We start from the raw sequence: 26,316 nt of genomic DNA on the forward strand, positions 1-26,316 counted from the left end.
TTGTAACAAGTTTTCGGTTTACAATTCGTTAGTATTTAGCATTCCCGCACTTTGTTCATCCAAAAACAAAGTCATGCCCGGATGCGTTCTTAAAATGGTGGAAGGGTATAAGCTTTTAATTTCCGCATACAACGTATTATAAACCGCCTGTGCTTTAAGCCTACCCGGAACAATACAATACAAATACCTTCCTTTTATCAGCGCCGGAATCGTGAGCGTAAGCGCCTTTGCCGGCACTAATGACAGTGCGGCAAAGCAACCATCATTTACCTGTTGCTGACGGCAAACACTATCCAGGCCTACCTGCTTCACCAGTTCAGGATCTTCAAAGTCTGCCGCAGGCGGGTCATTAAAAGCAATATGCCCGTTCTCTCCAATGCCTAAGCACACAATATCGGGCGGGTTTTGTTTTACCAATTGTGCATACCGGCTGCATTCGGCATGCAAATCCGGCGCATTCCCGTTTATATAATGCACGGTCCGAAAGGGCACTTTAGCAAATAACCGGTCTTTTAAAAAATTGCCGAACCCCTGTGGCGCATCGGCTACCAACCCCACATATTCATCCATATGAAAGGCATTGATCCGTTCCCAGTCAATTTCCTCTAACAACAGGGCCGCCAGGAATTCGTTTTGAGATGGCGCTGCTGCAAAAATGATATTCACCAATTCCTGTTGCTCCAGAAGCTGCCGGATCTGCCCGGCTACGGCAACAGCGGCAGCTTCGCCCATCGCCTGCCGCGTAGGATACTTTTTTACATGCACCGTGCTTTTCGCCGCTCCCTTTTCCATTTGTTTCTTATTAAATTGATTCCTTTTAAAACCGCTTTTACCCCTTCCTTCATCCGTTCTCACTCCATTTTAGTTCGTTTCCAGTTCCTGATCCTGTACCCCCGTACTGCATAAAATATCAAATAGGCATAACAGGGAATGAGTATCACGTATGCTAAGCGAACATTAAACACATCTGCAAAATATCCATACACCAAGGGCATTATGGCGTTACCGCAAAGCCCCATGATCATCAATGATGCTCCCAGTTTTGTAAAGCGTCCCAGTCCATCCAGGGCCAGCGGCCAGATACCCGCCCATACCAGCGAATTCGCCAATCCCAGCAATACCAGAAACCAGATAGAGATATCCGCACTATGTCCGAACAGCGTGACCTGCCCCTTTGTAAAAAGAATCAACACCGATAATATCAAACCGAGGATCGTGCACATTTTCAAAGCCGTTCCCTGGCTAAAAAACCGGGGTATACAGATGATTCCGGTTATATATCCGGTAATAGTGGCTGCTAATGTATAAGAGGGAAAAGACTTGGCTTCCAGCAGCTGAATCCCCATGCTACCTGCATAATTAATAATGGTATCGATGGCCACGATCTGTGTTCCTACATGTAAAAAAATAGCAATGGCACCCAACACCAGGTGCGGAAACTGGAAAATAGAGGTCTTTCCTGAATTGGCCAGGGCCACAGTTCCCTGCTCCTCCTCGGTATTGATCTCGGGCAAGGGAGAATACCGTACCATAATCCCCAGCACAAAGAGCACGCAGCCTACAACGGAATACGGAATGATTACCCTCCGGATCAATTCATCCAGCACCACAGCTCTTTGATCAGGAGTCATTGCCGGAATTTGCTGAAACAGCGTTGCATCTGAAGACCGGAGAATAACCGCCGCAAAAATAAGGGGAGCCAGAATGCCGGCGCCTTTATTACAAATGCCCATAATGCTGATCCGCTGGGCGGCCCGCTCTTTTGCACCAAGTATTGTTATGTAAGGATTGGCAGCGGTTTGCATAATAGCAAGACCGGTTCCCAATAAAAAAAGACCGGTTAAAAAAAGGCCATAGGTACGGCTCAATGCTGCCGGAACAAACATAAAAGCACCCGCTGCCATGACCCACAACGCAATCATCATTCCTTTTTTAAATCCGGTCCGTTTGAGGAGATAGGATGATGGAACGGAGATCAGCAAATAAGAAATATAAAATGCCAGGGCTACCAGGTAGGATTGAAAATGGGTTAGCTCGCAGGCTATTTTAAAATAGGGAATCAGAATGGCATTAATCCAGGATACAAATCCAAAGATAAAAAACAACACCCCGATCACTGCCAGGGATACCACCGTATCTCTTTTGCTTAACTGCTTTCCTTCCATTACCTGTATTCTTTATCTTTAAAAAATCAATAACAAACACCCGCCCTTACCGCTTCCCGCCGGAACAGTTTGCCTGGAACAGATGCGGCCCAGGCCACTCCAGTTATAAATGTGCTTTAGTTGTTTAAATCATATATGCGGCTCCCAACCCTTTTCATAACTGCGCCCCCACAATTTTGTGGCGGCCTCATCAGAACGGATGTGCCCGTTAGAGGGATCGGTTATCAGCATTCCGGAAGTTCGCTGTGCAATGTTACCCAGCTGCACCAGCAAGGTACTTTTATATCCTTCCACAATATCTGAATGGAGGGCGGCATTGCTTTTTATTGCATCAAACAGATTTTGAAAATGAAAGCCATCCAGTTTTTCTGTTGGGTTCGATAAATCGCCGGCTTTAAATTCCGTGTTGTCCTTTACTTCTTTCAGCAGCTTATTATCAAGTCCGTAAATGCTGTAGCTGTTGCCGCCATTGATCTGCAAGGCTCCCTTTTCTCCGTAAAACACGACACCTACGGAGGCTCCCTCATCATATCTGCCATTGGCGCTACGCCCCTCCCAGGTAATCATACTTTTGTTGGCAAATTCCAAAGAAATCGTTTGTGTATCCGGAGTTTCCCAATCATCGGTAAATACATACCGTCCACCGCCAGACTGCACTTTTACGGGATAATCCACCTGCAATCCCCAGCGGGCAAGATCTACCATGTGTGTTCCATTATTCAATGCTTCACCCGTTCCCCAATGCCAGAACCAATGCCAGTTGTAATGGATCAAATTATCCTTATAGGGTTTCCTGGGTGCAGGGCCTTGCCATAAGTCATAATTCAGCCAGGTTGGAACGGCTGTAATCTTTCCTGTTCCAATTGGTTTCCGGCTATTCGTATACCAGGTTTTTGCAAAATAGGGTCTGCCAATAACGCCATCGTGCAGTTCTTTAATGGCCTGCGCCACATTGGGCCAGGAGCGGCGCTGATTGCCCATCTGCAATGCCTTACCATATTTTTTCTGTGCCGCTACCAGCAGTTCACCCTCCCTTGGGTTATGACTGCAGGGTTTTTCCAGGTATACATGTTTGCCGGCCTGCATTGCCAATAGTGCTGCAGGTGCATGCCAATGATCCGGGGCGGCTACTACCAGCACATCCAGGTCTTTTTTCTCCAGCGCTTTTCTGAAATCCGGCTGCGCTTCCGGTTTAAAATGCTGAATCGTTTCTAAATGGGTGATGCATTTTTGCGCTGCCCGCTGGTCTACGTCACTAATATAGCGCACCAGGCAATTGGGCTGTTTGGCAAAATTACCTGCCAATGCCAGCCCACGGCTGTTTACGCCCATTACGCCCACATTAAACTTTTCGTTGGCACCTACAATACTTTTATAGCTGCGGGCTGTAAAACCCGGTAAAACACCGCCAACGGTAAGCGCCGCCGAGCTTAACACCGCTTTCTTTACAAAATCTCTTCTTGAATTGAATGGCTTTTGCTTCATAAACAAATTTTTATCGTTTTAACAGTGCAGACACATCAACTGCATTCCCGTCATTTTTTGCTGACATGAACCGCTTCCATAAAGGCCAATATTACCCATGTTTCTGCTTCCGTAACAGGAAGATGCCTGCTTCAAAAAAAACGGATGTTTAAAACATTAATGGTCATGGCATCGACCCCTCCATTTTTGCAAAAAATGCCTGATCCGGCAGCTGCACTACCTGTGCGCATCCAAACTACAACGCTTTATTCAATAATTCCAATTGCTATTTATAGCATTGAATTTTAAAGTAACCAGGAAAATTTCATCAATCGTGATTTAAAATTAAAGGCCTTTCTAAAGATGCAACGATCGATTCACGCAATCTTTACCTCAAAAAACGTAAAATTTACTTTATGGTTGCAAATTTTTTCAGGTACTCGGTGGGGGTATAATTCATAAACTTTTTAAAAATACGGGATAGATTATGGGAATCGCTAAAGCCGGACCGGGTGGCCAAATCCAGTAAAGAGCCCCTCGGGTGGGTAAGCAGGAGGTTTGCGAGATGCTCTATCCGGCATTTTAAAATAAACTGATAAACAGAGATACCCATTTCAGTTTTAAACTTTGTTTCCAGGTTTCTTCTGGATAGTGGCACGATGCGGGTTAGCGCTTCTATTGAAAGTGCGGTGGTATAAGACAACTCTATATATTGCACCAATTCTCTTATATACTCATTGGCAACATTATACTTTTCTGTAGATTGTCTCAGTTCTATGCGTGCGGGATTTACAATAACATTATATGGTTTGGTACATTTACCTGTAACCAGGTTATGAAGCAGTTTTCCCAGCTCATATCCGCCTTTTTCCACGTCCTGAACGATGGATGAAAGCGGCGGGTCCGACAGGTTACAGATCAGATCATCATTATCTACACCCAACAGGGCAATTTCATCCGGAACAGCAATATTATTCAGCTTGCACGTTAATGAAACCTGCAGTGCAAAGTGGTCATCACAAGCAAACAACGCTACAGGCCGGGGAAGCGAAAGCAGCCACTGATCAAGTTTTTCATGACTACTGCTCCACTCTTCACCATTAAGTGCCTCCGTTTCAAAATAAAAAAAATTTCCTTTATTTTTTTCTACTTCTTCCTTATATCCCTCTGCACGCTCCATAGACCAAACCACACCCTTATTGCCATAAAAGGCAAAATTACGGTAGCGCCGCTGCAGGAAAAATTGTGCGGCAATACGACCGGCGCCTCTGTAATCACCCGTAAGGTTTGAAAAATCCTCACTACGATTTTTATAGTTTTGTACTACTACCGGAATGTTGAGACATTTCAAAAAACTGGTATCCTCATGATCTCCATGCGCGATAACAGCATCTGCCTTCCATTCCCGGGCCCATTTCAATATTCCTTCTTCGCCATTAAGAATTTTATAATAGGAAGGCAAGCGGTAAAACAACCACGGGCCATGATCTTTGGAGTATTGCAGCAGGCCCCGGAGCAGGCGTCTGCTGAATTTACTGGAATGATCAATTAATAATAAAATCCTTATCAAGACATTTAATTTCAAGCTAATACTTAAAATGAATCTCCGTAGCACCATACCCATAAGATGGGTGGTACTGGTTTACAAAATAGCTAACCTCTTTCTTTAACCGCAACGCATCATGGATCTCATCGCGGAGTTTGCCGGTACCCACACCATGGATGATGGTGAGCATGGGCTGCATATGGGCCACCGCCAGGTGATAAAATTTTTCAAAGGTATCCAGCTGCAGTGTCAGCTTTTCAAAATTATTCAGGCGGGAGGAATCATCGGTCAGCTTTTCAATATGCAGGTCCACCACACTGCGGGCCGGCTCCAGGTGGCGGCGGGCTTCTTTTGCATTGTATACTTTAAACTTTTCACCAAGTTTACCAAGCGACACTTCCATGGGGTCGGGCTCGGGAAGCCGGTCCGGATAGGTATCAAACAATTTATAGGAGAACGTAGCCTGATTCTTCTGCCGGAGCTCTTCGATCTTTGCAAAGAGCTGTTTGGGTTTTATTTTTACGGATGTTTCAAAATGCGTAGCCTTGCGCTTATCGGGCTGCACCAGCGAAAACTCAAACTCAAAAGAAGGGCTATCGCTCATGTCCTCAAAAGGCACATCATGAATGTAAAAACTCTGAAACGGCAGCACGGTGTTCTTTAACTCAAATTCCGGTTCGCCAAAAAAGCCCAGCGCATAGTTAAAATTGTAAGTAGTATGCGTATTGTTGACCAGGTGTACCTTTAGCAACTCCACCACCTCATCTCCAAATTCATCCGTATCCGATACCGGTAAAAAATTCAGCCACACACCGTCTTCTTTCTTTGGAGGAGCTGTCTTCTCCTTTTTGAGATCATCTATAAACCGGCGTGGCGCTGGCTGCGGCTGTTTCTTTTTTTGGGTAAAATTTTTGAAGTAGGGAAAATCGATCTGGTCCAGGTATACGGGAAATTTAACGCCCCGCACATCCACCATTACCATTTTATCATTTATAAAATCTACAATAACCCCTTCCTCGTCCGAGTGCAGGATCAGCACCTTATCACCTAATTGATATTTCACACGCAAATATACGTTGGCTGGCGGTATTTGGAGACTGTTGGCTAAAACATTGGAGCCTTCTTCAAATGATAGGATTAATGAACATTCAATCCCTCCTTGCATCTAAAGAGAGGCGGAGTCATCAGACGCAGGCTCTTATGATCCTGACCACTGAGTATGGAGTCGCAATAATCTTTGATTTCACCTGGAGTAAATGGATTCTTCTTAATTTCTGAAAGGTACTTTCTTAACAAAGTGTCCGCATAGTTCTTTCGCATCTCCTGACTTAAATTATTCTGGAATACCAATAAATAGAGTATATCTGCATCTGGATTATTCTTCCATAATTCAAAATCCTTACCCTCAGCCCCCCGTTTTATCATTTCCTTTTTAATAACATTATAAACTTTCGGGAAAAACTGAATATATTCTTTAAAACACATCCCTTGCATTAAGCCTAACGCAAAATACCTGTATTCCCATTTTTTTGAGGGATTTTCAATGTACTTTAAAAGTTTGCTGGAATATACTTTTGGGTGATTAAACACAAATAAAAACGTGCTATCCTGGCTAATACTAAGTAATAACATATCCGGAATATTCACTAAGTCTTCCCACTTTCCGAGGGATTTAATCGAAAGATCAATATCATTCTCCATCCGATCAATAACCCTGGCAAATGAATCTCCCGTTGTGTCAATGGGCCCTTTTTGCCCGCTGACCGTACCTGTCATGAAAAGCAACAAAACAATAAAAACCTCTTTCATACTGACTATTTTTCTAATAGGTATTTGACACCTTCAGACCAACAGTAAGCCTCTAATAATCCGATCAGATATTATAGCTTCTGTTGCTGACCCCGATTTGCCAGGTTGCTGTTCCGGTAGCCATATAAAAAATAGATCAACAAGCCAACGGCCATCCATACAAAGAACCATAACCAGCTAATGGCAGGGATTTCAATAAGCAGGTACAAGCAGGACAAAACCCCCATTACCGGAATGAATGAATACCGGCGGATCACGGTTTTGACAGCGAGCACCGTGGCAATAACCAGGAACAACAGAAATAAAACCTCCTGGTATCCTTCGTTCCCGATATTTTCAATGGAAGTTACTACCCGCCCGCGAAACAGATATACAAACAGCGCCAGCAATACAGGAATAATATACCGCCCGTTGATATAAGGAATCTTAAACTTACCCGGTTCCTTTTTAACGGGTGGTAATACCAGCAATCCGCCGCATACCAGGATAAATGCAAACAGAGTGCCGATACTGGTCAGGTCGGTTACCAGTCCACTTTCCAGGAAAAGGGCCCCCAGCCCTACAATAACACCGGTGAGTATGGTGGAAAAAGAAGGGGTCTTATAACGGGGATGTATTTTCTGAAATACTTTTGGCAGCAACCCATCCCGGCTCATGCTCATCCAGATCCTTGGCTGGCCGATCTGAAAAACCAGTAATACGGAAGTGGTGGCTACTACTGCGCTTACAGAAACGATCTTCTCGACCCAGGGGGCTCTTTTTTCAAAAACAAAGGCCAGCGGGTCCGACACATTTTTGAACGAAGTATAATTTTCGATACCCGTCAGTATCAGGGCCACCGCTATATAGAGGACCGTACAGATCACCAGCGAATAGATCATGCTGCGGGGAAGATCGCGCTGGGGGTTCCTGCATTCCTCCGCAGTTGTGGAAATGGCATCAAAACCGATATAAGCATAAAATACGGCTGAAACGCCTTTTAACACGCCCTCAAAACGATTGGGAAGGAACGGTGTCCAGTTATTGGTATCCACAAAAAAAGCGCCGACAACAATAATAAAAATGATGACCCCAATCTTAAAGAGCACCATAAAGTTGGCCGATTGTTTACTTTCCTTTATCCCAATATAGGCCAGCCAGGTAATAAGTCCTGTAATAATAAAAGCCGGCAGGTTCAGAAACACCGGCATGTTGCCGATCCTTGGCGCAGCATTGTAGGCCTCGATGGCAAACTGGTGGTTCTTCAGGTCTTCCGGTGTAAGCCCTGCGGTATTTCCAGCCAAACCCTTTACCGCATCATTATATGCATTGATCGCCGTTTCAGGATCTACCAGCAGCCAATCCGGCAGGTGAATATGAAATACATGCACCAGCAGGTTATTAAAATAACCGCTCCAGGAAATTGCCACTACGATGTTGCCGATCGCATATTCTAAAATAAGAGCCCAGCCAATTACCCAGGCCACAATTTCACCAAAGCTTACATAGGAATACGTGTAAGCACTGCCGGATACCGGTACCCGGCTGGCAAACTCGGCATAACACAATGCGGAAAAACCGCAGGTTACAGCAGTAATCACAAATAATAATGATACACCCGGGCCGCCATGAAAGGCCGCACTGCCGATGGTTGAAAAGATACCGGCCCCTACCACGGCGGCAATTCCCAGGAAGGTCAGGTCTTTTACAGTTAGTATCCTGTTAAGGCCGTGGTCCTGCCCTTCCGGCTCAGCAATAATATTTCCTATCTTTTTCTTTCGAAAGATCGAGCCCCCCATCTATGATGAATTTTAGTGAAAATATTATAAAATGGTGGATTTTGGTGATAGAAGTTGTTTAAACTTTATGATGCGGTAATATTTCCCGTAGATCTACGCTATTTTTTCCTGCAGAGTCCGATCTCTATTGCATAGGCGTCAGGTTAATTTTTGCTCCTGGAAGCTGCAGCGCAGCGCTGATTCTATAGGTAAGCGACAAGACGGGCGGTAAAGGTGCCGCGCACCGGTAATGATTGCGGGTTGTACAAACCCGGTGTACAAAATTACCGCCGCGCTGCGGCTACGGGCGGTTTTGGGCGCTCATCGTTATAAGGGTTAACGGCGCGCTGCGCCTGTTTGCCATTAAAAGATGAAATCTTTTTTGGTCTCAAAGGCGCACTCTGCTCCATTTTATGGTAATAGACGGCTTCCTAACCTGACCACATGCGGTCGCTATCGGGATAGCAGAAAATCAATCAGCGGGAATCAGCGATGTATTGAATCTGCCCAAGATCCCCGCCTGAACGATCATTGGCCAGTACGCCAGCCCGAATGATTCCTGCTCGAATGATCGGATCAGGCGGGCATTCTGGCGAGGACGGGGCAGGAGCGGGAAAATCCGACATGCTGCTTTTTTAGAAGTTTGAACAACTTCAATACGAAGCCGCCCTATTTTATTCATGGATTCGTGGCAAAACTATTTGGTTTAATTTTCCCTTTTTACCAATTGCTGGGCCAGTTCTTTCAGCGGGAGTTTTCTTTTGGAAACGACCGCCATATCATCAAAATGGCGCAGGGCCTCGTTAAGAAACTGATGTTTTAACTGGATGGCCCAATCGTCAATCTTACAGTACCGGTAAATATCCAATACCCTGTTCACCTTATCCGGGTTGTTGCCTGCCAGCAATGCATCCAGTTCGTCTTTTTGTGCGCCCCTGGTGTCCTCCAGCGCTTTTATGAGCAGGAAGGTTTTTTTATTGGCAAGGATATCGCCGCCGGCCTGTTTTCCAAATTTTTCGGGGTCGCCAAATGCATCCAGATAATCGTCCTGCACCTGAAAGGCCAGCCCGATCTTTTTCCCCGCCTGGTACAGCAAATCAAGATTTCCGTAGCTGCCCCCGCCCAGGATGCCGCCCATCTGCAGGCTGGCAGCAAGCAGCACCGAGGTTTTCTGAGTGATCATTTCCAGGTATTCCGCCATCGTTACACTGCTGCGCTGTTCATAGTCCATATCCAGCTGCTGCCCTTCGCAAACCGCCACAGCGGTATGATTAAACAGCTCCAGGATCCGCTGCACCAGCGAAACATCAATCCGGGAAATATATTCATAGGCCCGGATGATCATGACATCACCAGCAAGGATGGCTGTACTCTCGCCATATTTATGGTGTACGGTCTGCCGGCCCCGGCGCAGCGGAGCTTTATCCATAATATCATCATGAATCAGGGTAAAATTATGAAACAACTCGATGGCCATTGCCACGTCCCAGGCATCCCGATGAATATCTCCAAACAACTCATTAGCCATCAGGCAGAGTACGGGCCGCAGCCGCTTTCCGCCCAGCGATAAAAAATAATTGTTGGGCTCGTATAAAGTGCGCGGTTCCTGCGGAAAATGTGTTTTTTCAAATGCGTTTGCGAACAGTGTTGATAATTCTTCGAATGTATGCATGATTCAACCAAAGATGTAAATGTAAAAATCCAAATGTAAAACCCTAACCCCTAAATCCCAAATCTCCCCCCGAAGTTTCTGAACACCAATCAGAAAACCGGATACCAAACAGTTGCTATTGACCTTTCAATGCCGTTTCCCTTAGGACACAAACGTCTAATGTATTGCTCGCCAATTCTACAGATTTTCACAGAAAGGGCTGTCTCAAAAGTCGCTTAACAGCATAATGTCGTTCTGAAGATGTCATCCCGGGCTTGATCCGGGATCTATTCTTGTTTCAGCATCTATTGACGAACAATCATCTTTAGATGCCGAAACAATCCCGATCGCTCCTAAGGAAAAGGCATTGATTAACTATTGCCCCTTGCCTCTCGCCCCTTTCTTTGCCGTCTTTCTGGCTGCTTTTTGCACAACCGGCTGTACCCAATGATAATCCAGGTACCGTTTTTCAATATTTGCGGCAACCACCTGTATCCGTACCTTATCACCCATGGTAAACCGGGTGCCCGTGCGCATGCCAATAATGGCATAATCCGCTTCCGAATGCTTAAAGGAATCATAATCGGCCAAACTGGTCATGCTTACCATCCCCTCGCATAAATGATCCACGGTTTCTGCCCAGAAACCAAATTTGGAAACGCCGCTAATAATGGCATCAAACTCTTCTCCAACAAACTGCTGCATATACTCCACCTGCTTATACTTGTTGGCGCTGCGCTCCGCCTCCATAGCGGCCCGCTCCCGTTCACTGCAATGCCCGCATTTTTCCTCCAGCTTTTTATCAATCTTTGCTTTATCCTCAAGGATCTCCAAAAGAATACGATGCACCATGATATCAGGATACCGCCGTATGGGTGAGGTAAAATGACAATAATTCTCAAATCCAAGCCCGTAATGGCCAATATTGGAAGAGGTATATTTAGCCTTGGCCATTGTTCGGATCCCCAGCTGCTGTAATACCGCTTCCTCCGGCCGGCCTTTAATATCTTTTAACAGCTTATCAAAAGATGCGGCAATCGTTTCAGCACTGGAGATATCAAATTTGTAGCCGAATTTATGAGCAAACGCTACAAAAGGCAACAACTTTTCCTCATCCGGCGTATCATGAATACGGTAAGGAAACGGCAGGGTTTTGTTGTTGATTTTTACCTTTGCAGCTGCCTCCGCCACATATTTATTAGCCAGCAACATCAGCTCCTCTATCAGCTGGTGCGCTTCCTTGCTTACTTTGAGCATAATCCCTGTGGGTACACCGTTCTCATCCAGTTTAAAGCGTACTTCAGTAGAATTAAAATTGATGGCCCCTTCATCAAAACGGTTCTGACGCAGACGTTGCGACAGTTTATTTACCACACTAATTACTTCGGCATGATCTCCCTGTCCGGTTTCTATGATTGCCTGCGCTTCCTCATAAGTGAAGCGCCTTTTGGAGCGGATCACCGTTTTGCCCAACCAATACTGTTTTACTTCCGCCTTCTCATTTAGCTGGAAGATGGCCGAAAAGGTCAGCTTATCTTCATCCGGCCTTAAGGAACACAGCACATTGGATATATGCTCCGGCAGCATGGGATTCACCCGGTCCGGCAGGTATACAGATGTGGCCCGCTGGTAGGCCTCTTCATCCAAAGCAGTACCCGGAACCACGTAGTGGCTTACATCTGCAATATGCACCCCTACTTCATAATTGCCATTCTTCAATATGCGGAATGAAATTGCATCATCAAAATCCTTTGCATCATCCGGGTCAATGGTAAAAGTGAGAACGTTGCGGATATCCTTCCGCTTTGCAAGGTCTTCTTTTGTGATTGCATCCGGGATGCGGTTGGCCACTTCCATGGCCTCATCAGAAAACGAGAGGGGAAAGCCTTTCTCAAGCAGGGTTTCCTTCATTGCTATGTCACCGGCGTGGGCATCGTCCAATACAGATAAGATGGTACCTACGGGGCGTTTATCTTCTTTTTCCCAGCGCAGCATTTTTGCCACTACTTTTTGCCCGTTCAGCGCCCCGTTCAGGTGTTCTTCCGGTACGTAAATATCGGGCAGGCCTTTTTCCTTATCGCCCAGTACAAAACCAAATCCGCGGTTCAGCTGCAGGGTACCGATAAACTCGGTGCGGTTGCGCTGTACCACTTCCATGATCTTTCCCTTCAGCTTTACATCATAGCCCGAGGTCAATTTTACACGCACCACATCACCGTCCATCGCATTGCGCAGATCCTCCGGCCGGATCATTACGTCTTCCTCCAGCCCCGGCACGATTACAAAGCCTCTCCCGGATTTTGTTACTTCTAAGGTACCCTTCAGTAATTGTTCACTTCCCGAAGACGATTTATTTTTTTTCTTCTTTATTTTTTTTGTCATATAAACATATCCGGTTTTTCAAAGTTTTGAATAAATTTCCCGATCAAGGTATCGAATTTTTTGCTCTCATCCAATAAAAAGCAATGCTGCACCGGCAATGCAAACAATGCTGCATGTTGCAATTGCTTCCTGAATTTAACCAGGCGCACCCGGTCTTTTTCCGTGGTTATGATGGCTGCAGCGCCTTCTTTATATGCAGCATAAACATCCAGCAGCCGGGCAATATCCCGCTGGTTGAAATCATAATGATCATCGAAATAAAATTCCAGGATCTCTTTTCCGTACCGCTCCAACTCTTTTCTTAAGGGCTCCGGGTTGGCAATACCGGTTATCAGCAGCAGGGCATCAACATCATCCGGAATCCATTCCTTCGTATTAAAAACCGGGTAGAGCTCCCCATATTGCAGAGCTGCAAAGAATAGTTGCTGCCGGGGCAAAGGATCTATTTCATTGATAATAGTACGCTGCTCGCCTGCCGTTAATGTTGCCGGGCATTTGGTTACCACAATGCAATCGGCCCTCTTATAGTGCGAGCGAAGATCCCTCAGCTGTCCTGCCGGCAGGTATTTATCTGTTGTAAAGCGATTATCATAAGACGTCAGCACAATATTAAACCCCGCCCTAACGGCACGATGCTGAAAGGCATCATCCAATATCATCACTTCCGGCTTCACGGTGCTAAGCAATGTTTCGATGGCCACGGCTCTTTTTTCCGAAACGGCAACGGTAATATCCGGAAACCGGGTATAGAACTGCATCGGCTCATCTCCAATCATTGCGGCCGTTGCACCACTATCTGCGAGCAGGAACCCTTTTGTTTTGCGGCCATACCCCCGGCTGATGGTTGCCACGCGATACCGGTCCTTTAGCAAACGGACAAGATATTCTACCATAGGCGATTTACCCGTTCCTCCTACCGAGAGATTGCCCACACAAATAATGGGGAGGGCGTACGAATGGCCTTTCTTTATACCCGAATCATATAAAAAACCAAAGATGCGAACGCCTGCAACATAGAGCCACGAAATGGGTAATAGTAATTTATTTTTCTTTTTGATAAGGTTCTTAAAACTCATAAATGCGCTGCGGCGTGACACAATAATTTAAAGGTACATCAAATTTATCGGTATCGGCAATCCGCGGTACCGGTTCAAAATAACTTAACCCTACCAGCAATGCATCCTGCCGTACTTCTTTCAGATACCGGTCATACACGCCTTTTCCATATCCAACCCTGTATCCCCGCTCATCAAAACATAACAGCGGAACAAAAACCAGGTCTAGCTCCAATGGCTCTGCAATGGGGCCTCCCAGCGGTTCGCCAATGCCAAATGCGTTAACCTCAAACAACGTATTGTCATCTACCCAAACTGCTTTCATCGCAGAGGTAGGTGCGTCATAAACAGGATACGCCACACGCATACCCGGATTCCGGAATTCAAGGTAACTTAAAATGGCATCGGTAGCGATCTCTTTGCGTCTTTCGATGGCCACATAGCTGAATACGCCATGCAAGGGCGGCAGGGCCAGCTGCTGCGCCTGTATCAGCAACAGATCGTCCCATATTGCCTGTTGTCTCAATGTGACCTGTGCGCGTTTTTTTAAATATTCCGTTCTCGCTTCCAACTTTAGCATTGGTAAAAGTACTAAAAAGCTGCAAAGAAAGAGGCGATGGGCAACGGGCAATAGTCAATGGATCATTGAGAATAAGATCCTGTTTAAATTTTATAGGATTGAAATAACCATTAAGTTAAGATGCATTAAGGCAATTAGGAGTTTAATGATGCTTAATCTTAATGGTTTACGAAAAATAAATTTTTAAACAAGCTCTAAAACAGAAGCCAACCTTAAACCTGAGACGTCAAACATCCAACCTGTTTATAAACACAGAAAAGATAGTAGTGCCATAATTTTTTTCAAAGCTGTATTTTTCAAACTGCTTATAATCATTACGGGGCGTATGTTCCAAAACAAACCAGCCGTTTTCTTTCAGCAATCGTTTTTCAATAATAATTTTCGGAAGTTCATCGATGGTGGCCAGCGCATAGGGCGGGCCTGCAAAAATAAAATCGTAAGCAGTGTTACAGGTTTCGAGGTATTTAAAAACATCCATTTTAACAAACCTGATATTTTCGATACCCAATGAGGTGGCCGTTTTTCTTATAAATTCAAACATCGCATGGTCTTTCTCCACAATGGTAAGATCCTCCGCGCCCCGGCTGGCCAGCTCATAACTGATGCTTCCCGTGCCGCCAAACAGGTCCAGGGTCTTGATGGCCTCAAAATCGATCCGGTGCTGCAATACATTAAAAAGCCCTTCCTTGGCCACATCTGTAGTAGGACGGGTATGGGGCATTTTTGCGGGGGGATGAATTTTTCGCCCTCCTAAATCGCCGGCGATAATTCGCATATTGCAACCTGTTTTAAAGTGGTGAAATAGTGCGCCGGATAAGCCGGTGCCGGTTCTTCTGCCCAGCCGGCCTTCATTAGCCGTATGTGAAAAAAATAAGCATACAGCATTTTGTAGAGCTGCGCATCCGCGTCTATAAGACCTGATATGTTCAACTGCACTTCTGTTTGTGCAAGCCCATAAACCTCAGCTATTTTCAGCAGGTAAAACAGCATGTCCTCCGGCGCCTGGTACGAATAGTGTTGTGCCAGGAGCAGGCTTCCATCTTTTACCGCCACCACCGAAAATGTATTATCGATGATATTAACGTCCATAACCGCACCAGTACGGTCGCCCATGGCCTCGGCAATACGGATCTTTTGAAGGTGCCAGTAAGAAGCGCCGGGTATATTATGGATACATTGGTTCAGCAATACAAACGGCACCGAATAGTTCAGCGCGATATCCGCTCCGATATATTCATTTAAAATATGATCCTGTGGATCGGCCCCTGCCAGGTGGAGCAAGGCGCTGTTGTCGCCCAGGTTCAGTTCGGCCGGCAGCAGTGTGTAGGCCGGAAAATCAAAAGCGATGATTTTTTTTTGCCGGGGATCCCGCATTTCCGGGATATCCTTCAGAATTTCCGCTATCTGATCGGGTCCTGCGGCATACCATTTCAGCGTTCCCAGCTTTGCGCCCAATGCATCGCAAACGGCATAAGCCAGGTACCCCGGCCCCGCCTGGATGGCCAGGACACTGTTTTCAAGGTCTAAAAAACAGGTTCCGTTTATTTCAAATCGCGGCTGCACGTACATTTTTTATTAAGGAGGCAAACGTACATAAAATTTTTGATTCACATACTTCTTATGCCACTAAGACACCAAGCCACAAAGTAACACGAAGTTGAAATACATTTTCACACTTCTTTTGTTTCAGTTTCATGCCCAAGGAACTATTGACCATTGCCTATTCCCACATTTCCACAACCTGTCCCGCTCCGCGCATAGGCGTCAAGTTATTTTTTGCTCCTGAAAGCTGCCCGCCCGGATGAACCCCGCCAGAATGCCTTGTCGGGCTGGCGTTCGGACGGGCAGCGCACCGGTAATTAGGGTCTGCTGTTTAAGTAGGGCCCGCACCCTGATTTCTTTTCCACTTGATTTTATCTTTCGCTGTGCGGCGGACCTACCACTTTGTACTAAAGCCGATAGAAGCACCCCCTCCGGAATCGAGCTGTAACCGATTCCGGAGCCCTTTTTGGGCAAACAAAAAGGCTACAAAAAAATGAAATGCAAGAGTTTTGCAGGGTTGGCTCCAATTTGCTTGTTGCATTCTCGCTCCTCGAAAACCAGAACTTATTGTCTTACCGTCTAATTTGCTTGAGTACCGGTTAAACAGCAGGCCCTAATCATGCGGTTTGTACAAGCGGTGGACAGGAAATTACCGCCGCGCCTGCGGCTACGGGATGTTTTGGGCGCTCATCGTTATAAGGATCAACGGGGTGCTGCGCCTGTTTGCCATTAAAAGATGCGATCTTCTTGGCGTGAAAGGCTTACCCGTACTATATTTCATGGCAACATGATCTGTCCTTAACCTGACGCGCATGCGAACCATCGGGATCCAAATTCTCAAATTTTCAAATTTGACTCAGGGATATAACAGGTATTGTTTCCGCATCTTTTTATAGGCCTGCAACCCCGGCTCCCAGCTTTTACGGATCTCCGCTTCTGTGTTCCCGCCGGTAATCTGTTTTTTAAAATCATAAACACCCGCCAGTTTATCAATATCGCCCATCTGGTTGCTTTGCGTTCTGTCGAAGAACTTCGATGGATTGGGGTAAGCCTTGTACAGGTCGATCATCCAACGGATATTGATCTGGCGCTTGCGGATCAGTTCCGTCATATCATATTCCCGCAGATCCAGTCCATAACAGGCCTGATCTTTATGCAAGGGGGTAGCGCTCATTCCTTTAATCCCAACCGGGGTAAAAGAAAAATCATATTTCCCCTTTAACGCCGGAGCGCCCAATACGGTAAAAGGATAATAAGTACCCCGCCCCTGACTGATGATCGTACCTTCAAACAAACAAAGAGAGGGATATAATAAAATACTTTGCCGGGTATTCAGATTAGGGGATGGAGCCACCGGTAATGTGTACGGCATATCGTGGGTATAATCGGCCACGGGGATGATTTTGATCCTTGCCTTCATTTTACCGGGCAGCCACCCTTCTCCATTGATCATTTGGGCCAGCTCCGCGATGGTTAGTCCATGTGCAATGGGTATCGGGTACGCCCCAATACCGGATTTCAACCGCATATCCAGCACCGGCCCGTCTACCAGGTATCCGTTTGGATTGGGCCGGTCCAGGATCAGCAGTTCCTTATTGTTTTCGGCACAGGCCTCCATAATACGCCCCATTACATTAATGTAGGTATAAAACCGGGTACCCACATCCTGTACATCAAAGATCATAATATCTACATCGGCCAGATCCTCTTTTGAAGGCTTGCTCTTTTTTCCGTATAAAGAAATAACCGGTACGCCTGTTTTAGCATCTACGGCATCGCTTACTGAGGCGCCGGCATCCGCATCGCCCCGGAAGCCATGCTCGGGACCAAAGACCTTTACAATTTTGATACCCCGCGCCAGCAAGCTGTCAACAAGATGTTTATCCCCGATCCTTGTTGTGGGGTTGGCCAGTACTCCTACCCTTTTTCCCGCCAGGTACGGAACATATTTTTCTGTTTGGTCCGCGCCGGTCCTGATGGCGGCCTGTTTGCCGGTTTGCGGGTCCGCTACGCGCGATGTGGCGCAGGAAATACATGCGGCCATCATGAACAGGTTCAAGAAAATAAGCTTCATATCATTGTTTTACAAATTCAGATCGAATCATTGCTAAAATACGGCTTCAGCGGGAAAAAGTACGTTTTCATCACCACCAGGGGCATAACATCTTTTTTTTGCACCCGTCCGCATCCGGAACGCCACCGCCGGGACTAAATTAAAAAAAACGGTGTTTCTGCGTTTCAGCAGCAGAAACACTAACACTCGTTAATGAAAAGAAAAATCCCCTACTTTTGTTGAAAACAACAATAATGTTACCAAAAGAAGTATATATCCTGTCGGCCGTACGCACCCCGCTGGGCAGTTTTGGGGGAGCACTCACTGCGTTAAGCGCTACACAGCTGGGCGCCATTGTCATCAGGGGAGCTCTTGCCAAAGCCGGTATTGAGCCTGCCCGGGTAAATGATGTTGTTATGGGTGCCGTATTACAGGCCAACCTGGGCCAGGCCCCCGCCCGACAGGCTGCAAAATTTGCCGGATTACCGGATACCGTCAATTGCACTACCATTAACAAGGTATGTGCAAGCGGTATGAAGGCGGTTGCTGTGGCGGTGCAGAGCATTACCCTGGGCGATGCTGATATTGTTGTGGCCGGCGGAATGGAGAGTATGAGCAATGTTCCGTTTTACCTGGATAAAATGCGATGGGGTAATAAATATGGAAATACAGCAGTTGTTGATGGCCTGGCAAAAGATGGGCTCACCGATGTGTATAATGGCGAAGCAATGGGAATTGCGGCCGAACTGTGCGCCGGCGAATGCGGCATTTCAAGAGCAGAGCAGGATGCTTTTGCTACCGAAAGTTATCGCCGGAGCCAGGCAGCCTGGGATGCCGGAAAATTTGATGCTGAAATTATTCCGGTTGAAATTCCTTCGCGCAAAGGCGACCTGGTTATTTTTTCAAAAGACGAGGAACCTTTTAATGTAAAATTTGATAAAATGGCAACGCTGAAGCCCGCTTTTAAAAAAGACGGTACCGTTACAGCGGCCAATGCCAGCACTATGAATGACGGGGCAGCGGCGCTGGTGCTCATGAGCAAGGAAAAGGCCGATGAACTGGGCCTGAAGCCGGTGGCCAAAATATTGGCCTATGCCGATGCAGAGCAGGCGCCGGAATGGTTTACCACAACACCTTCCCTTGCAGTTCCAAAAGCCATCGAAAAAGCCGGTTTAACTATGACCGATATCGACTTTTGGGAACTGAACGAAGCATTCAGCGTGGTGGGTATTGAAAATACACGGCGTATGAAATTGGATCCGGTAAAAGTGAACGTTAACGGGGGCGCCGTATCCCTTGGGCATCCTTTAGGCGCCAGCGGAGCCCGTATCCTGGTTACCCTGATTCATATATTAAAACAGCAAAACGGCCGGTATGGCGCAGCCGGCATCTGTAATGGCGGCGGCGGCGCCAGCGCGATGGTGATTGAAAATGTAATTTGAAAATTTGGGAATATGAAAATTTGAAAATGAGAAGGCAATATGAAGTATAACAACGGATCCAGCCTGAAACTTTAAACATTGAACCTGGAACTTTAAACCTGAACTGAAACCTGAAACAAAATCGCTGGCTGATCCCTGATGATGCACCCTCCGTTACTGCGATGCTTCATGCTGCTGTACTAAGTTTAAAAACTCAATAACACCAATGGCTTCCGTTTTCTCCGGCAATGAAAACCATTCTGTTCCTGGGTAAACGACAAATTTACGGGTTGCGCCCACATCTTCGCAGGCTGTGTGAAAGCCTCTTTTTATTTTTGGGGCATAAGAGCGTTTTATTTCGATCGCCCATACCTGGTTACCCGGACCTTCCAGTACCAGATCAATTTCTGCCTGAGTTGAAGACCGAAAATAACTGTATTGCCATTTACTGGATAAAGCAGCTATGATATTTTCTACTACAAAGCCTTCCCAACTGGCCCCAACAACCGGATGCCCAAGCAGACTATCAAAATCCGAAATTTTCAGAAGAGTGTGCAAAATACCCGTATCGCGCAAATAAATCTTAGGCGATTTTACAAGCCGCTTTCTGGTATTACCAGCCCAGGGCTGCACCTGGCGTACCATATAGAAATCTGTAAGAATGTCCAGGTAGTTGCGGATCGTTGTATGGCTGACCTCCAGACTCCTGCCCAGTTCAGAAAACACAACCTGTTGCCCGTGATAATGTGCCAGCATGGTCCAAAACCTTTTCATCCGGGAGGCCATTATATTCGGTCCCATCAATGGAATATCCCGTTCAACATAGGAACCGATAAAATCAACGCGCCATTCCCAACTCTCATCATCGGATGATGCCAAATAACTGTCGGGAAACCCACCTCTAAACCACAATTTTTCCGGATTAAATCCCAACGGGTCCGTTTTACTGATTTCCAATACCGAAAAAGGGCTTAACTCCAGGTAACGAATTCTTCCCGCCAGTGTTTCAGAAGACTGCTGTAGCAGATCACGGGAGGCGGACCCCAACAATAAAAATTGACAAGATTTTTCTCCCGATCGCTTGCGTATATCCACCAAACTTCTTAACAGCGGAAAAAGATCCGGCTTTCGTTGTATTTCGTCTATGATCAATAACTGGTCTTCAAAACGACGCAGGTATCCTTCCGCGTCTTCCAGTTTGCTAAGATCGGAATCCAATTCCAGGTCAAGATAAGCCACTTTTTTATCCCGGTTTAAACCAGCTATTTGAAGCGCCAATGTGGTCTTGCCTACCTGGCGTGGGCCTAAAAGCGCTACCACCGGTTTATTATTCAGCGCGCCGGATAATTTGGCTTCAAGAACACGATGAATAACTTGTTCCATTATAAAACAACAAAGTTAGCAATAATCATACAATTTGAAAATTTAATTTTCAATCTACATCATTTAATCAGGATTATAGTGTAATTTGAAAATTATATTTTCAAATTACACAGTTACTTAAATAAAATTTGCTAACTCATTCATATTTATCCAACTCACATTGAGCGTGTAATATGCAAATTTGAAAATGAGAAGGCAATATGAAGTATAACAACGGACCCAACCTGAAACTTTAAACATTGAACCTGAAACGGCTTTCAACCTTCAGCCTGTCGCTAATCGCTTTCATAATCTTCACCGCATGCTCCCGTGAGTTTTCAATAAACAGCCGGTGGGTATTCATCCCCCCGCAAATCACGCCTGCCAGGTAAATACCTTTTATGCTCGATTCGTGGGTATCCGGATCCAGCACGGGGCACCGGACTTCATCGTGACTAAGTTCTATGCCAATCTGCTCTAAAAACCGGAGATTGGGCTGGTAACCGGTGGCCGCGATCACAAAATCATTTTTAAGTGTTACAAGTCCCTCCGGTGTATCAATATCCACCTCCTGCAATCTTATTTCCCGGATCGTGGAATTAAAAAAAGCCTTTATGGAGCCCTCCTTAATGCGGTTTTCGATATCCGGCCGCACCCAATATTTTACCCTTGATCCGATCTCGGGGCCACGTACCACCATGGTAACCCGGGCTCCTTTGCGCCAGGTTTCCAACGCCGCATCAACCCCCGAGTTCATGGCTCCCACTACCACTACATCACGGAAAGCATAGTAATGGGGGTCCTTATAGTAATGGGTTACCTTGGGCAGTTCCTCACCCTGCACGTTCAGCAGGTAGGGAATATCATAAAAGCCCGTAGCAATAATAATATGATCGGCGGTATAGGCATTTTGAACAGTAACCACTTCAAACAGGTCCATCGTACGGGTAACCTGCTCCACGCCTTCAAACAGCCGTATATTCAGGTTAAACGAGCTGGTAACCCGGCGGTAATATTCCAGCGCTTCATTTCTTGCAGGTTTGGGATTATTGGATACAAAAGGTACCCCCCCGATCTCCAGCCGTTCCGATGTGGAAAAAAAGGTCATATTTACCGGGTAGTTGTAAAGCGAATGGACCAGGGCTCCCTTTTCAAGTACCACGTAGTCCATTCCGGCCTTTTGTGCTTCAATGGCGCAGGCCAGCCCAATTGGACCGCCGCCAATAATAATGATCGAAAAATGCTGCATCCCGCAAATTTCAAGAATCGGCGCCCAAATCCCAAATTTCCTTCTTTGGTATTCTGCCGCTTCTCACTTAAATTTGCCACTCTTAAAATGACAATTTACAAAGTATGGCAAGGAGTATAGCTTTCAGAGAAGCCCTCAGAGAGGCAATGAGCGAAGAAATGAGACGCGATGACCGTGTATTTCTGATGGGCGAGGAAGTAGCTGAGTACAATGGTGCTTACAAAGTGAGCCAGGGAATGCTGGCAGAGTTTGGCGAAAAAAGGGTGATCGATACCCCCATTTCCGAGCTGGGCTTTGCCGCTGTTGGCGTGGGCGCTGCTCAAAATGGTCTCCGCCCCGTTGTGGAGTTTATGACCTGGAACTTTGCTGTACTTGCATTAGATCAAATTTTAAATACCGCTTCTAAAATGTTGGCAATGAGCGGTGGGCAAATTTCCTGCCCTATCGTTTTCAGAGGAGGCAACGGTTCTGCGGGGCAATTGGGCGCACAACATTCCACCGCATTTGAATCCCTCTATGCCAATATTCCCGGGCTTAAAGTAGTTTCACCCAGCACACCCTACGATGCCAAGGGACTCTTAAAACAAGCCATCCGGTATGAAGAAGACCCGGTGATGTTTATGGAAAGCGAAGTGATGTATGGCGATAAAATGGAAGTGCCTGAAGAAGAATACTATATTGAGCTGGGTAAGGCCGATGTAAAGAAGGCCGGAACCGATGTTACCATCGTTTCATTTAACAAAATGATGAAGGTAGCGCTCGGTGCTGCTGCAGAGCTCGAAAAAGAAGGGATCAGCGCAGAAGTGATCGACCTGAGAACCATTCGCCCCCTGGATATGGACACCATCCTTGCTTCGGTGCGTAAGACAAACCGGCTGGTAATTGTGGAAGAGCAATGGCCCTTTGCTTCCATATCATCAGAAATATCTTACCGCGTGCAAAAAGATGCATTCGATTATCTGGATGCCCCCATTCGCCGGATTACCGCTGCGGACGCACCTTTGCACTATGCTGCCAACCTGGTAGCCGCCGCCCTGCCGGATGTGCCCAGAACGGTGAAGCTGGTAAAAGAGGTCATGTACATGAAGAAATAGGTTGCCGCCAGGTTCCGGAACCAATGCTACCTGTCTTGTGAATCAAATTAAAATGGTCCTGTGCCTAAAATCAAGAACAACGACAATCAACACGAGATCCTGATCATTGATGATGAAGCATCAATAAGGAAAACACTTTCGGAGATCCTTTCTTTTGAAGGCTACCGGATTACAGAAGCAACAAATGGTGAAGAAGGTTTGAAGTTATTTTCAGAAAAGACCTTTAACGCCGTTCTCTGCGATATTAAAATGCCCAAAGTGGATGGCCTTGAGTTTCTGGAAAAGGCCAATGCCCTTGCCCCGGATGTTCCCATCATCATGATCTCCGGTCATGGCAATATTGAAACCGCTGTAGAAGCCGTTAAAAAAGGCGCCTACGATTTTATTTCCAAACCCCCGGATCTTAACCGCCTCCTTATAACCATCCGCAATGCCATGGAAAAAACATCCCTGGTGGCGGAGACTAAGGTCTTGCGCAAAAAAGTTTCAAGGGTGCAGGAAATTGTGGGCACTTCAGCCCCCATCCAAAAAATTAAAGATACCATCAACAAAGTGGCGCCTACCGAAGCCCGTGTGCTTGTAACCGGCGCCAATGGCGTAGGAAAGGAACTGGTAGCCCGCTGGATCCACGAACTCAGCAACCGGTCCAACAGCTCCCTTGTAGAAGTAAACTGCGCCGCCATACCCACAGAGCTCATCGAATCTGAGTTATTCGGTCACGAAAAAGGATCTTTTACTTCCGCCATAAAACAACGTATCGGCAAATTTGAACAGGCCAATGGGGGCACGCTCTTCCTGGATGAAATCGGGGATATGAGCCTGAATGCACAGGCCAAGGTACTGCGGGCCCTGCAGGAAGGTAAGATCACCCGCGTGGGCGCCGATAAGGACATCAGCGTGGATGTACGGGTAATTGCCGCCACCAATAAGGACCTGCTGCAGGAAGTGGAAGACAAAAACTTCCGGCTTGATCTTTACCACCGCCTGAGTGTGATCCTGATCAATGTGCCTTCTCTCAACGAACGCAAAGACGATATACCCCTGCTGGTAGACCAGTTTCTTGACGATATCTGCAAAGATTATGGCATTACAAAGAAAGGAATTGACGAAGCCGCTATTGAATCATTACAGCAATATAACTGGACGGGAAATATCCGGGAACTCCGGAATGTTGTGGAGCGCCTGGTGATCCTGAGCGGCAAAACGATCACGGCCGGAGACGTGGGCAATTATGTTGCAATTGGATAAAATTCTGTAAATTTTACACTGCCGTATCTTTTAATGAATACAGATACGCTCTAAACCGCTCCGGTATCCTCCTGTTAAAAACCACCTCCGAAAAGTCTTCAGTATAAGGAATATTTTCCCTGATTACCCTGCAGGGGTTTCCGACCGCTATGGAGTCAGAAGGAATACTTTTTGTAACCACCGAGCCCGCACCTATAATAACATTATTCCCGATTTCAACCCCAGGCAAAATAATGCTGTTGGCGTAGATCATTACATTATTGCCAATCTTTATTGGAGGCGCTATGTCATGGGAGCTGCGGAGCTTTCCCCTGGTATGATTGGCCGATATAATTTTTACGCCGGGGGAAATGCCGATATTGTTTCCAAAAACAATCCCGTTCATCGCCTGGATATAGACCCCCGGGCTGTCGCCGGGATCACAGAGAATCCCCTTTTGAATATTTTCGCAGCAAGCAACCTTTGAGGTAAAATGAACCGGCCAGGAAACGGCAGCATTGATGCGGAACAATTTTTGAGGAAGAACGTACCCGAAAAACAACCGCCAGTATTTCATGTACCCATACCTTTGACGAAAATATTGCGGATAGGCCCAATTGACCAACCAGCCCCAGAAAACAAAGTCCAGACCTTGAAACACCTTCTTATACGTTTTCATATTGCTTTAATACACTCATTATAAAAAATAAAAGCACCAGGTAGCCCGCACCCGAAAGAAATGAAAAAAGAGACACGGCTAATGGCAAACTCTCCTTCAAAGCTCCCAAATAAAAAGCTAAAAAAGTAATCAGCAAAAAATAAACGTTGAACAGCAAAGAATAATGATTTTTCCGGATGACCATCGTTACCGGGGAAATGATGATAACCGCGCTTCTTGATACGATCCAAAAAGAAAGGATCAGTATGTAAACCCCGATATTATTCCACGAAGCGCCAAAGTACCGGTTCAAAACATACACACCCACCGTATTCATAACGATCACAAAAAACAGGGTAAGAAGCGCACTGTTATACGAAATTCGTCTTACAAAAGCACGCAATGCAGCAGGGCGTTCATGAAATAAGGCCGTCGCTTTTTTAAAAAAAACCCGCGATGCAGACTGATGCAGAATTAACATCGGGATAGAGATCGCTTTCATAGCCATCGAAAATACCCCGGCCTCCTTTTGGCTAAAATATCCCAATATAAGAATAGGGATACTGTTGTTCGCTATATTGTTAATAATGTCGGATAAAAATGTGTACCGTATAATGCCCGGGTGCGCCGAAACTGTTTTTTTTACGTATTGAAGATCGGGGAAGGAAAAACGGGAATGATCTTTAATACCAAAATAAACAATGGTAATAAATACGGAAAGCGCCAACCCCAACGGAAGGCCCCAATCTTTTACCCCCGTCAGCAAAAATACCAGCTGCAATAAAACGGTAAGAAAACCGCTCAGGGCGGTACCCGTTGCCAATACCCGGAACCGGCCAAGCCGCGTAAACAGTTCTGCAAAAGCGTTGCTGACCAGTGTAAACAGACAGCATAGCCCACAGAGAATATAAATATAAACAGGGATCTCCGGCTTTTCAAAAAAGGGAACGCCGGTAAACAGCAGCAGGACAAAAAAAACCGGAATAAAAACCATTCCTACCCATAAAATAGCGCGAAAAAGGTTTCTTGCGGCATCCTCCCGGTCTGTTAGCACAATGATATTTTCCAGGCGCAGGCTGGCGATCATGGACACAATCAGCACATAGCTTACAAAAACATTATAAAAGCCATACCGCTCGGGGCCGTAATATTTTGCAAGGAAAATACCCCCAAAAGCTAAAACTAATTTTGACACAACATTGCCGGCAAGTAATGGCAAAAAATTTCCCCTGGTGGCAATAAATAGTTTTTTAAGTTGCATGATGCTAAAATTAATCAGGGGCTGCCTCAAAAGTCCTTAA

The 26,316-nt window shown here is 46.1% G+C and carries 22 protein-coding genes; 4 read left to right on the forward strand and 18 right to left on the reverse strand.

Annotation, left to right across the window (positions count from 1 at the left end; genetic code table 11):
- Nucleotides 1-18: 18 nt before the first annotated feature.
- From GGU45_RS10205 to GGU45_RS10215, 3 genes are all read right to left on the reverse strand, one after another.
- Nucleotides 19-792: a glucosamine-6-phosphate deaminase gene (locus GGU45_RS10205; RefSeq protein ID WP_435224389.1), complete on the reverse strand. Its 774-nt coding sequence runs from the start codon at nt 790-792 to the stop codon at nt 19-21.
- A 59-nt stretch (nt 793-851) separates the two neighbouring features.
- Entirely contained in the window at nt 852-2,165 is a 1,314-nt protein-coding gene (locus GGU45_RS10210; RefSeq protein ID WP_435224391.1) for a sugar MFS transporter, read from the reverse strand.
- 129 nt (nt 2,166-2,294) lie between these two features.
- Entirely contained in the window at nt 2,295-3,650 is a 1,356-nt protein-coding gene (locus GGU45_RS10215; protein WP_435224393.1) for a Gfo/Idh/MocA family protein, read from the reverse strand.
- Between the two features lie 144 nt (nt 3,651-3,794).
- On the opposite strand from GGU45_RS10215, the gene GGU45_RS10220 reads away from it, so the two are divergent.
- A complete protein-coding gene (locus GGU45_RS10220) occupies nt 3,795-3,938 on the forward strand; it encodes a hypothetical protein (protein WP_435224395.1) in 144 nt (47 codons plus the stop codon).
- A gap of 100 nt (nt 3,939-4,038) precedes the next feature.
- Here the strand turns inward: GGU45_RS10220 and GGU45_RS10225 are convergent, their stop codons facing one another.
- The 11 genes from GGU45_RS10225 to GGU45_RS10275 form a co-directional block, all read right to left on the reverse strand.
- A complete protein-coding gene (locus tag GGU45_RS10225; protein ID WP_435224396.1) occupies nt 4,039-5,199 on the reverse strand; it encodes a XylR family transcriptional regulator in 1,161 nt (386 codons plus the stop codon).
- Nucleotides 5,200-5,215: 16 nt separating this feature from the next.
- On the reverse strand, nt 5,216-6,238 hold the full coding sequence (locus GGU45_RS10230) for a Smr/MutS family protein (RefSeq protein ID WP_435224398.1): 1,023 nt from the start codon (nt 6,236-6,238) through the stop codon (nt 5,216-5,218).
- 74 nt (nt 6,239-6,312) lie between these two features.
- Complete coding sequence (locus GGU45_RS10235) at nt 6,313-6,984, reverse strand: hypothetical protein (RefSeq protein WP_435224400.1); 672 nt, start codon at nt 6,982-6,984, stop codon at nt 6,313-6,315.
- 71 nt (nt 6,985-7,055) lie between these two features.
- Nucleotides 7,056-8,762 carry an amino acid permease gene (locus GGU45_RS10240; protein ID WP_435224402.1) on the reverse strand — a complete coding sequence of 569 codons (1,707 nt, stop codon included), beginning with the start codon at nt 8,760-8,762 and terminating at the stop codon, nt 7,056-7,058.
- A gap of 685 nt (nt 8,763-9,447) precedes the next feature.
- A complete protein-coding gene (locus tag GGU45_RS10245; RefSeq protein WP_435224404.1) occupies nt 9,448-10,413 on the reverse strand; it encodes a polyprenyl synthetase family protein in 966 nt (321 codons plus the stop codon).
- A 354-nt stretch (nt 10,414-10,767) separates the two neighbouring features.
- Nucleotides 10,768-12,774, reverse strand: coding sequence for a ribonuclease R (gene rnr / locus GGU45_RS10250; protein ID WP_435224406.1), 2,007 nt, complete (start codon nt 12,772-12,774; stop codon nt 10,768-10,770).
- Nucleotides 12,771-13,850 (reverse strand): tetraacyldisaccharide 4'-kinase, encoded by a 1,080-nt coding sequence (gene lpxK, locus GGU45_RS10255; protein ID WP_435224408.1) that lies wholly within the window; start codon nt 13,848-13,850, stop codon nt 12,771-12,773. The genes rnr and lpxK overlap by 4 nt, the downstream gene beginning before the upstream one ends.
- Nucleotides 13,840-14,409 carry a 5-formyltetrahydrofolate cyclo-ligase gene (locus tag GGU45_RS10260; RefSeq protein WP_435224410.1) on the reverse strand — a complete coding sequence of 190 codons (570 nt, stop codon included), beginning with the start codon at nt 14,407-14,409 and terminating at the stop codon, nt 13,840-13,842. The genes lpxK and GGU45_RS10260 overlap by 11 nt, the downstream gene beginning before the upstream one ends.
- Before the next feature lie 226 nt (nt 14,410-14,635).
- Nucleotides 14,636-15,184 carry an RsmD family RNA methyltransferase gene (locus GGU45_RS10265; RefSeq protein WP_435224412.1) on the reverse strand — a complete coding sequence of 183 codons (549 nt, stop codon included), beginning with the start codon at nt 15,182-15,184 and terminating at the stop codon, nt 14,636-14,638.
- Nucleotides 15,160-15,978, reverse strand: coding sequence for a DUF3822 family protein (locus GGU45_RS10270; RefSeq protein ID WP_435224414.1), 819 nt, complete (start codon nt 15,976-15,978; stop codon nt 15,160-15,162). Before GGU45_RS10270 ends, GGU45_RS10265 begins: the two co-directional genes overlap by 25 nt.
- Before the next feature lie 829 nt (nt 15,979-16,807).
- Nucleotides 16,808-18,025, reverse strand: a complete 1,218-nt coding sequence (locus tag GGU45_RS10275) for an exo-beta-N-acetylmuramidase NamZ family protein (protein WP_435224416.1) — start codon at nt 18,023-18,025, stop codon at nt 16,808-16,810.
- Between the two features lie 233 nt (nt 18,026-18,258).
- Between GGU45_RS10275 and GGU45_RS10280 the strand changes: the two genes are divergently transcribed.
- A complete protein-coding gene (locus GGU45_RS10280) occupies nt 18,259-19,446 on the forward strand; it encodes an acetyl-CoA C-acyltransferase (RefSeq protein WP_435224418.1) in 1,188 nt (395 codons plus the stop codon).
- A gap of 153 nt (nt 19,447-19,599) precedes the next feature.
- Here the strand turns inward: GGU45_RS10280 and GGU45_RS10285 are convergent, their stop codons facing one another.
- Nucleotides 19,600-20,808 carry an ATP-binding protein gene (locus GGU45_RS10285; RefSeq protein ID WP_435224420.1) on the reverse strand — a complete coding sequence of 403 codons (1,209 nt, stop codon included), beginning with the start codon at nt 20,806-20,808 and terminating at the stop codon, nt 19,600-19,602.
- Nucleotides 20,809-21,040: 232 nt separating this feature from the next.
- A complete protein-coding gene (locus GGU45_RS10290; RefSeq protein ID WP_435224422.1) occupies nt 21,041-22,036 on the reverse strand; it encodes a YpdA family putative bacillithiol disulfide reductase in 996 nt (331 codons plus the stop codon).
- Between the two features lie 104 nt (nt 22,037-22,140).
- On the opposite strand from GGU45_RS10290, the gene GGU45_RS10295 reads away from it, so the two are divergent.
- Both GGU45_RS10295 and GGU45_RS10300 read left to right on the forward strand, forming a co-directional pair.
- On the forward strand, nt 22,141-23,130 hold the full coding sequence (locus GGU45_RS10295; RefSeq protein WP_435224424.1) for a pyruvate dehydrogenase complex E1 component subunit beta: 990 nt from the start codon (nt 22,141-22,143) through the stop codon (nt 23,128-23,130).
- 60 nt (nt 23,131-23,190) lie between these two features.
- Entirely contained in the window at nt 23,191-24,378 is a 1,188-nt protein-coding gene (locus GGU45_RS10300) for a sigma-54-dependent transcriptional regulator (protein WP_435224426.1), read from the forward strand.
- A 13-nt stretch (nt 24,379-24,391) separates the two neighbouring features.
- On the opposite strand, the gene GGU45_RS10305 is transcribed toward GGU45_RS10300, so the two are convergent.
- Both GGU45_RS10305 and GGU45_RS10310 read right to left on the reverse strand, forming a co-directional pair.
- The gene (locus tag GGU45_RS10305; RefSeq protein ID WP_435224428.1) at nt 24,392-25,036 is read right to left on the reverse strand and encodes an acyltransferase; all 645 of its coding nucleotides are present in this window, start codon (nt 25,034-25,036) and stop codon (nt 24,392-24,394) included.
- Nucleotides 25,023-26,276 carry an oligosaccharide flippase family protein gene (locus GGU45_RS10310; RefSeq protein WP_435224430.1) on the reverse strand — a complete coding sequence of 418 codons (1,254 nt, stop codon included), beginning with the start codon at nt 26,274-26,276 and terminating at the stop codon, nt 25,023-25,025. Before GGU45_RS10310 ends, GGU45_RS10305 begins: the two co-directional genes overlap by 14 nt.
- Between the last annotated feature and the right edge of the window lie 40 nt (nt 26,277-26,316).

This window comes from Niabella hirudinis, from assembly GCF_051201075.1.
In the GTDB taxonomy this organism is placed as follows: Bacteria; Bacteroidota; Bacteroidia; order Chitinophagales; family Chitinophagaceae; genus Niabella; species Niabella hirudinis.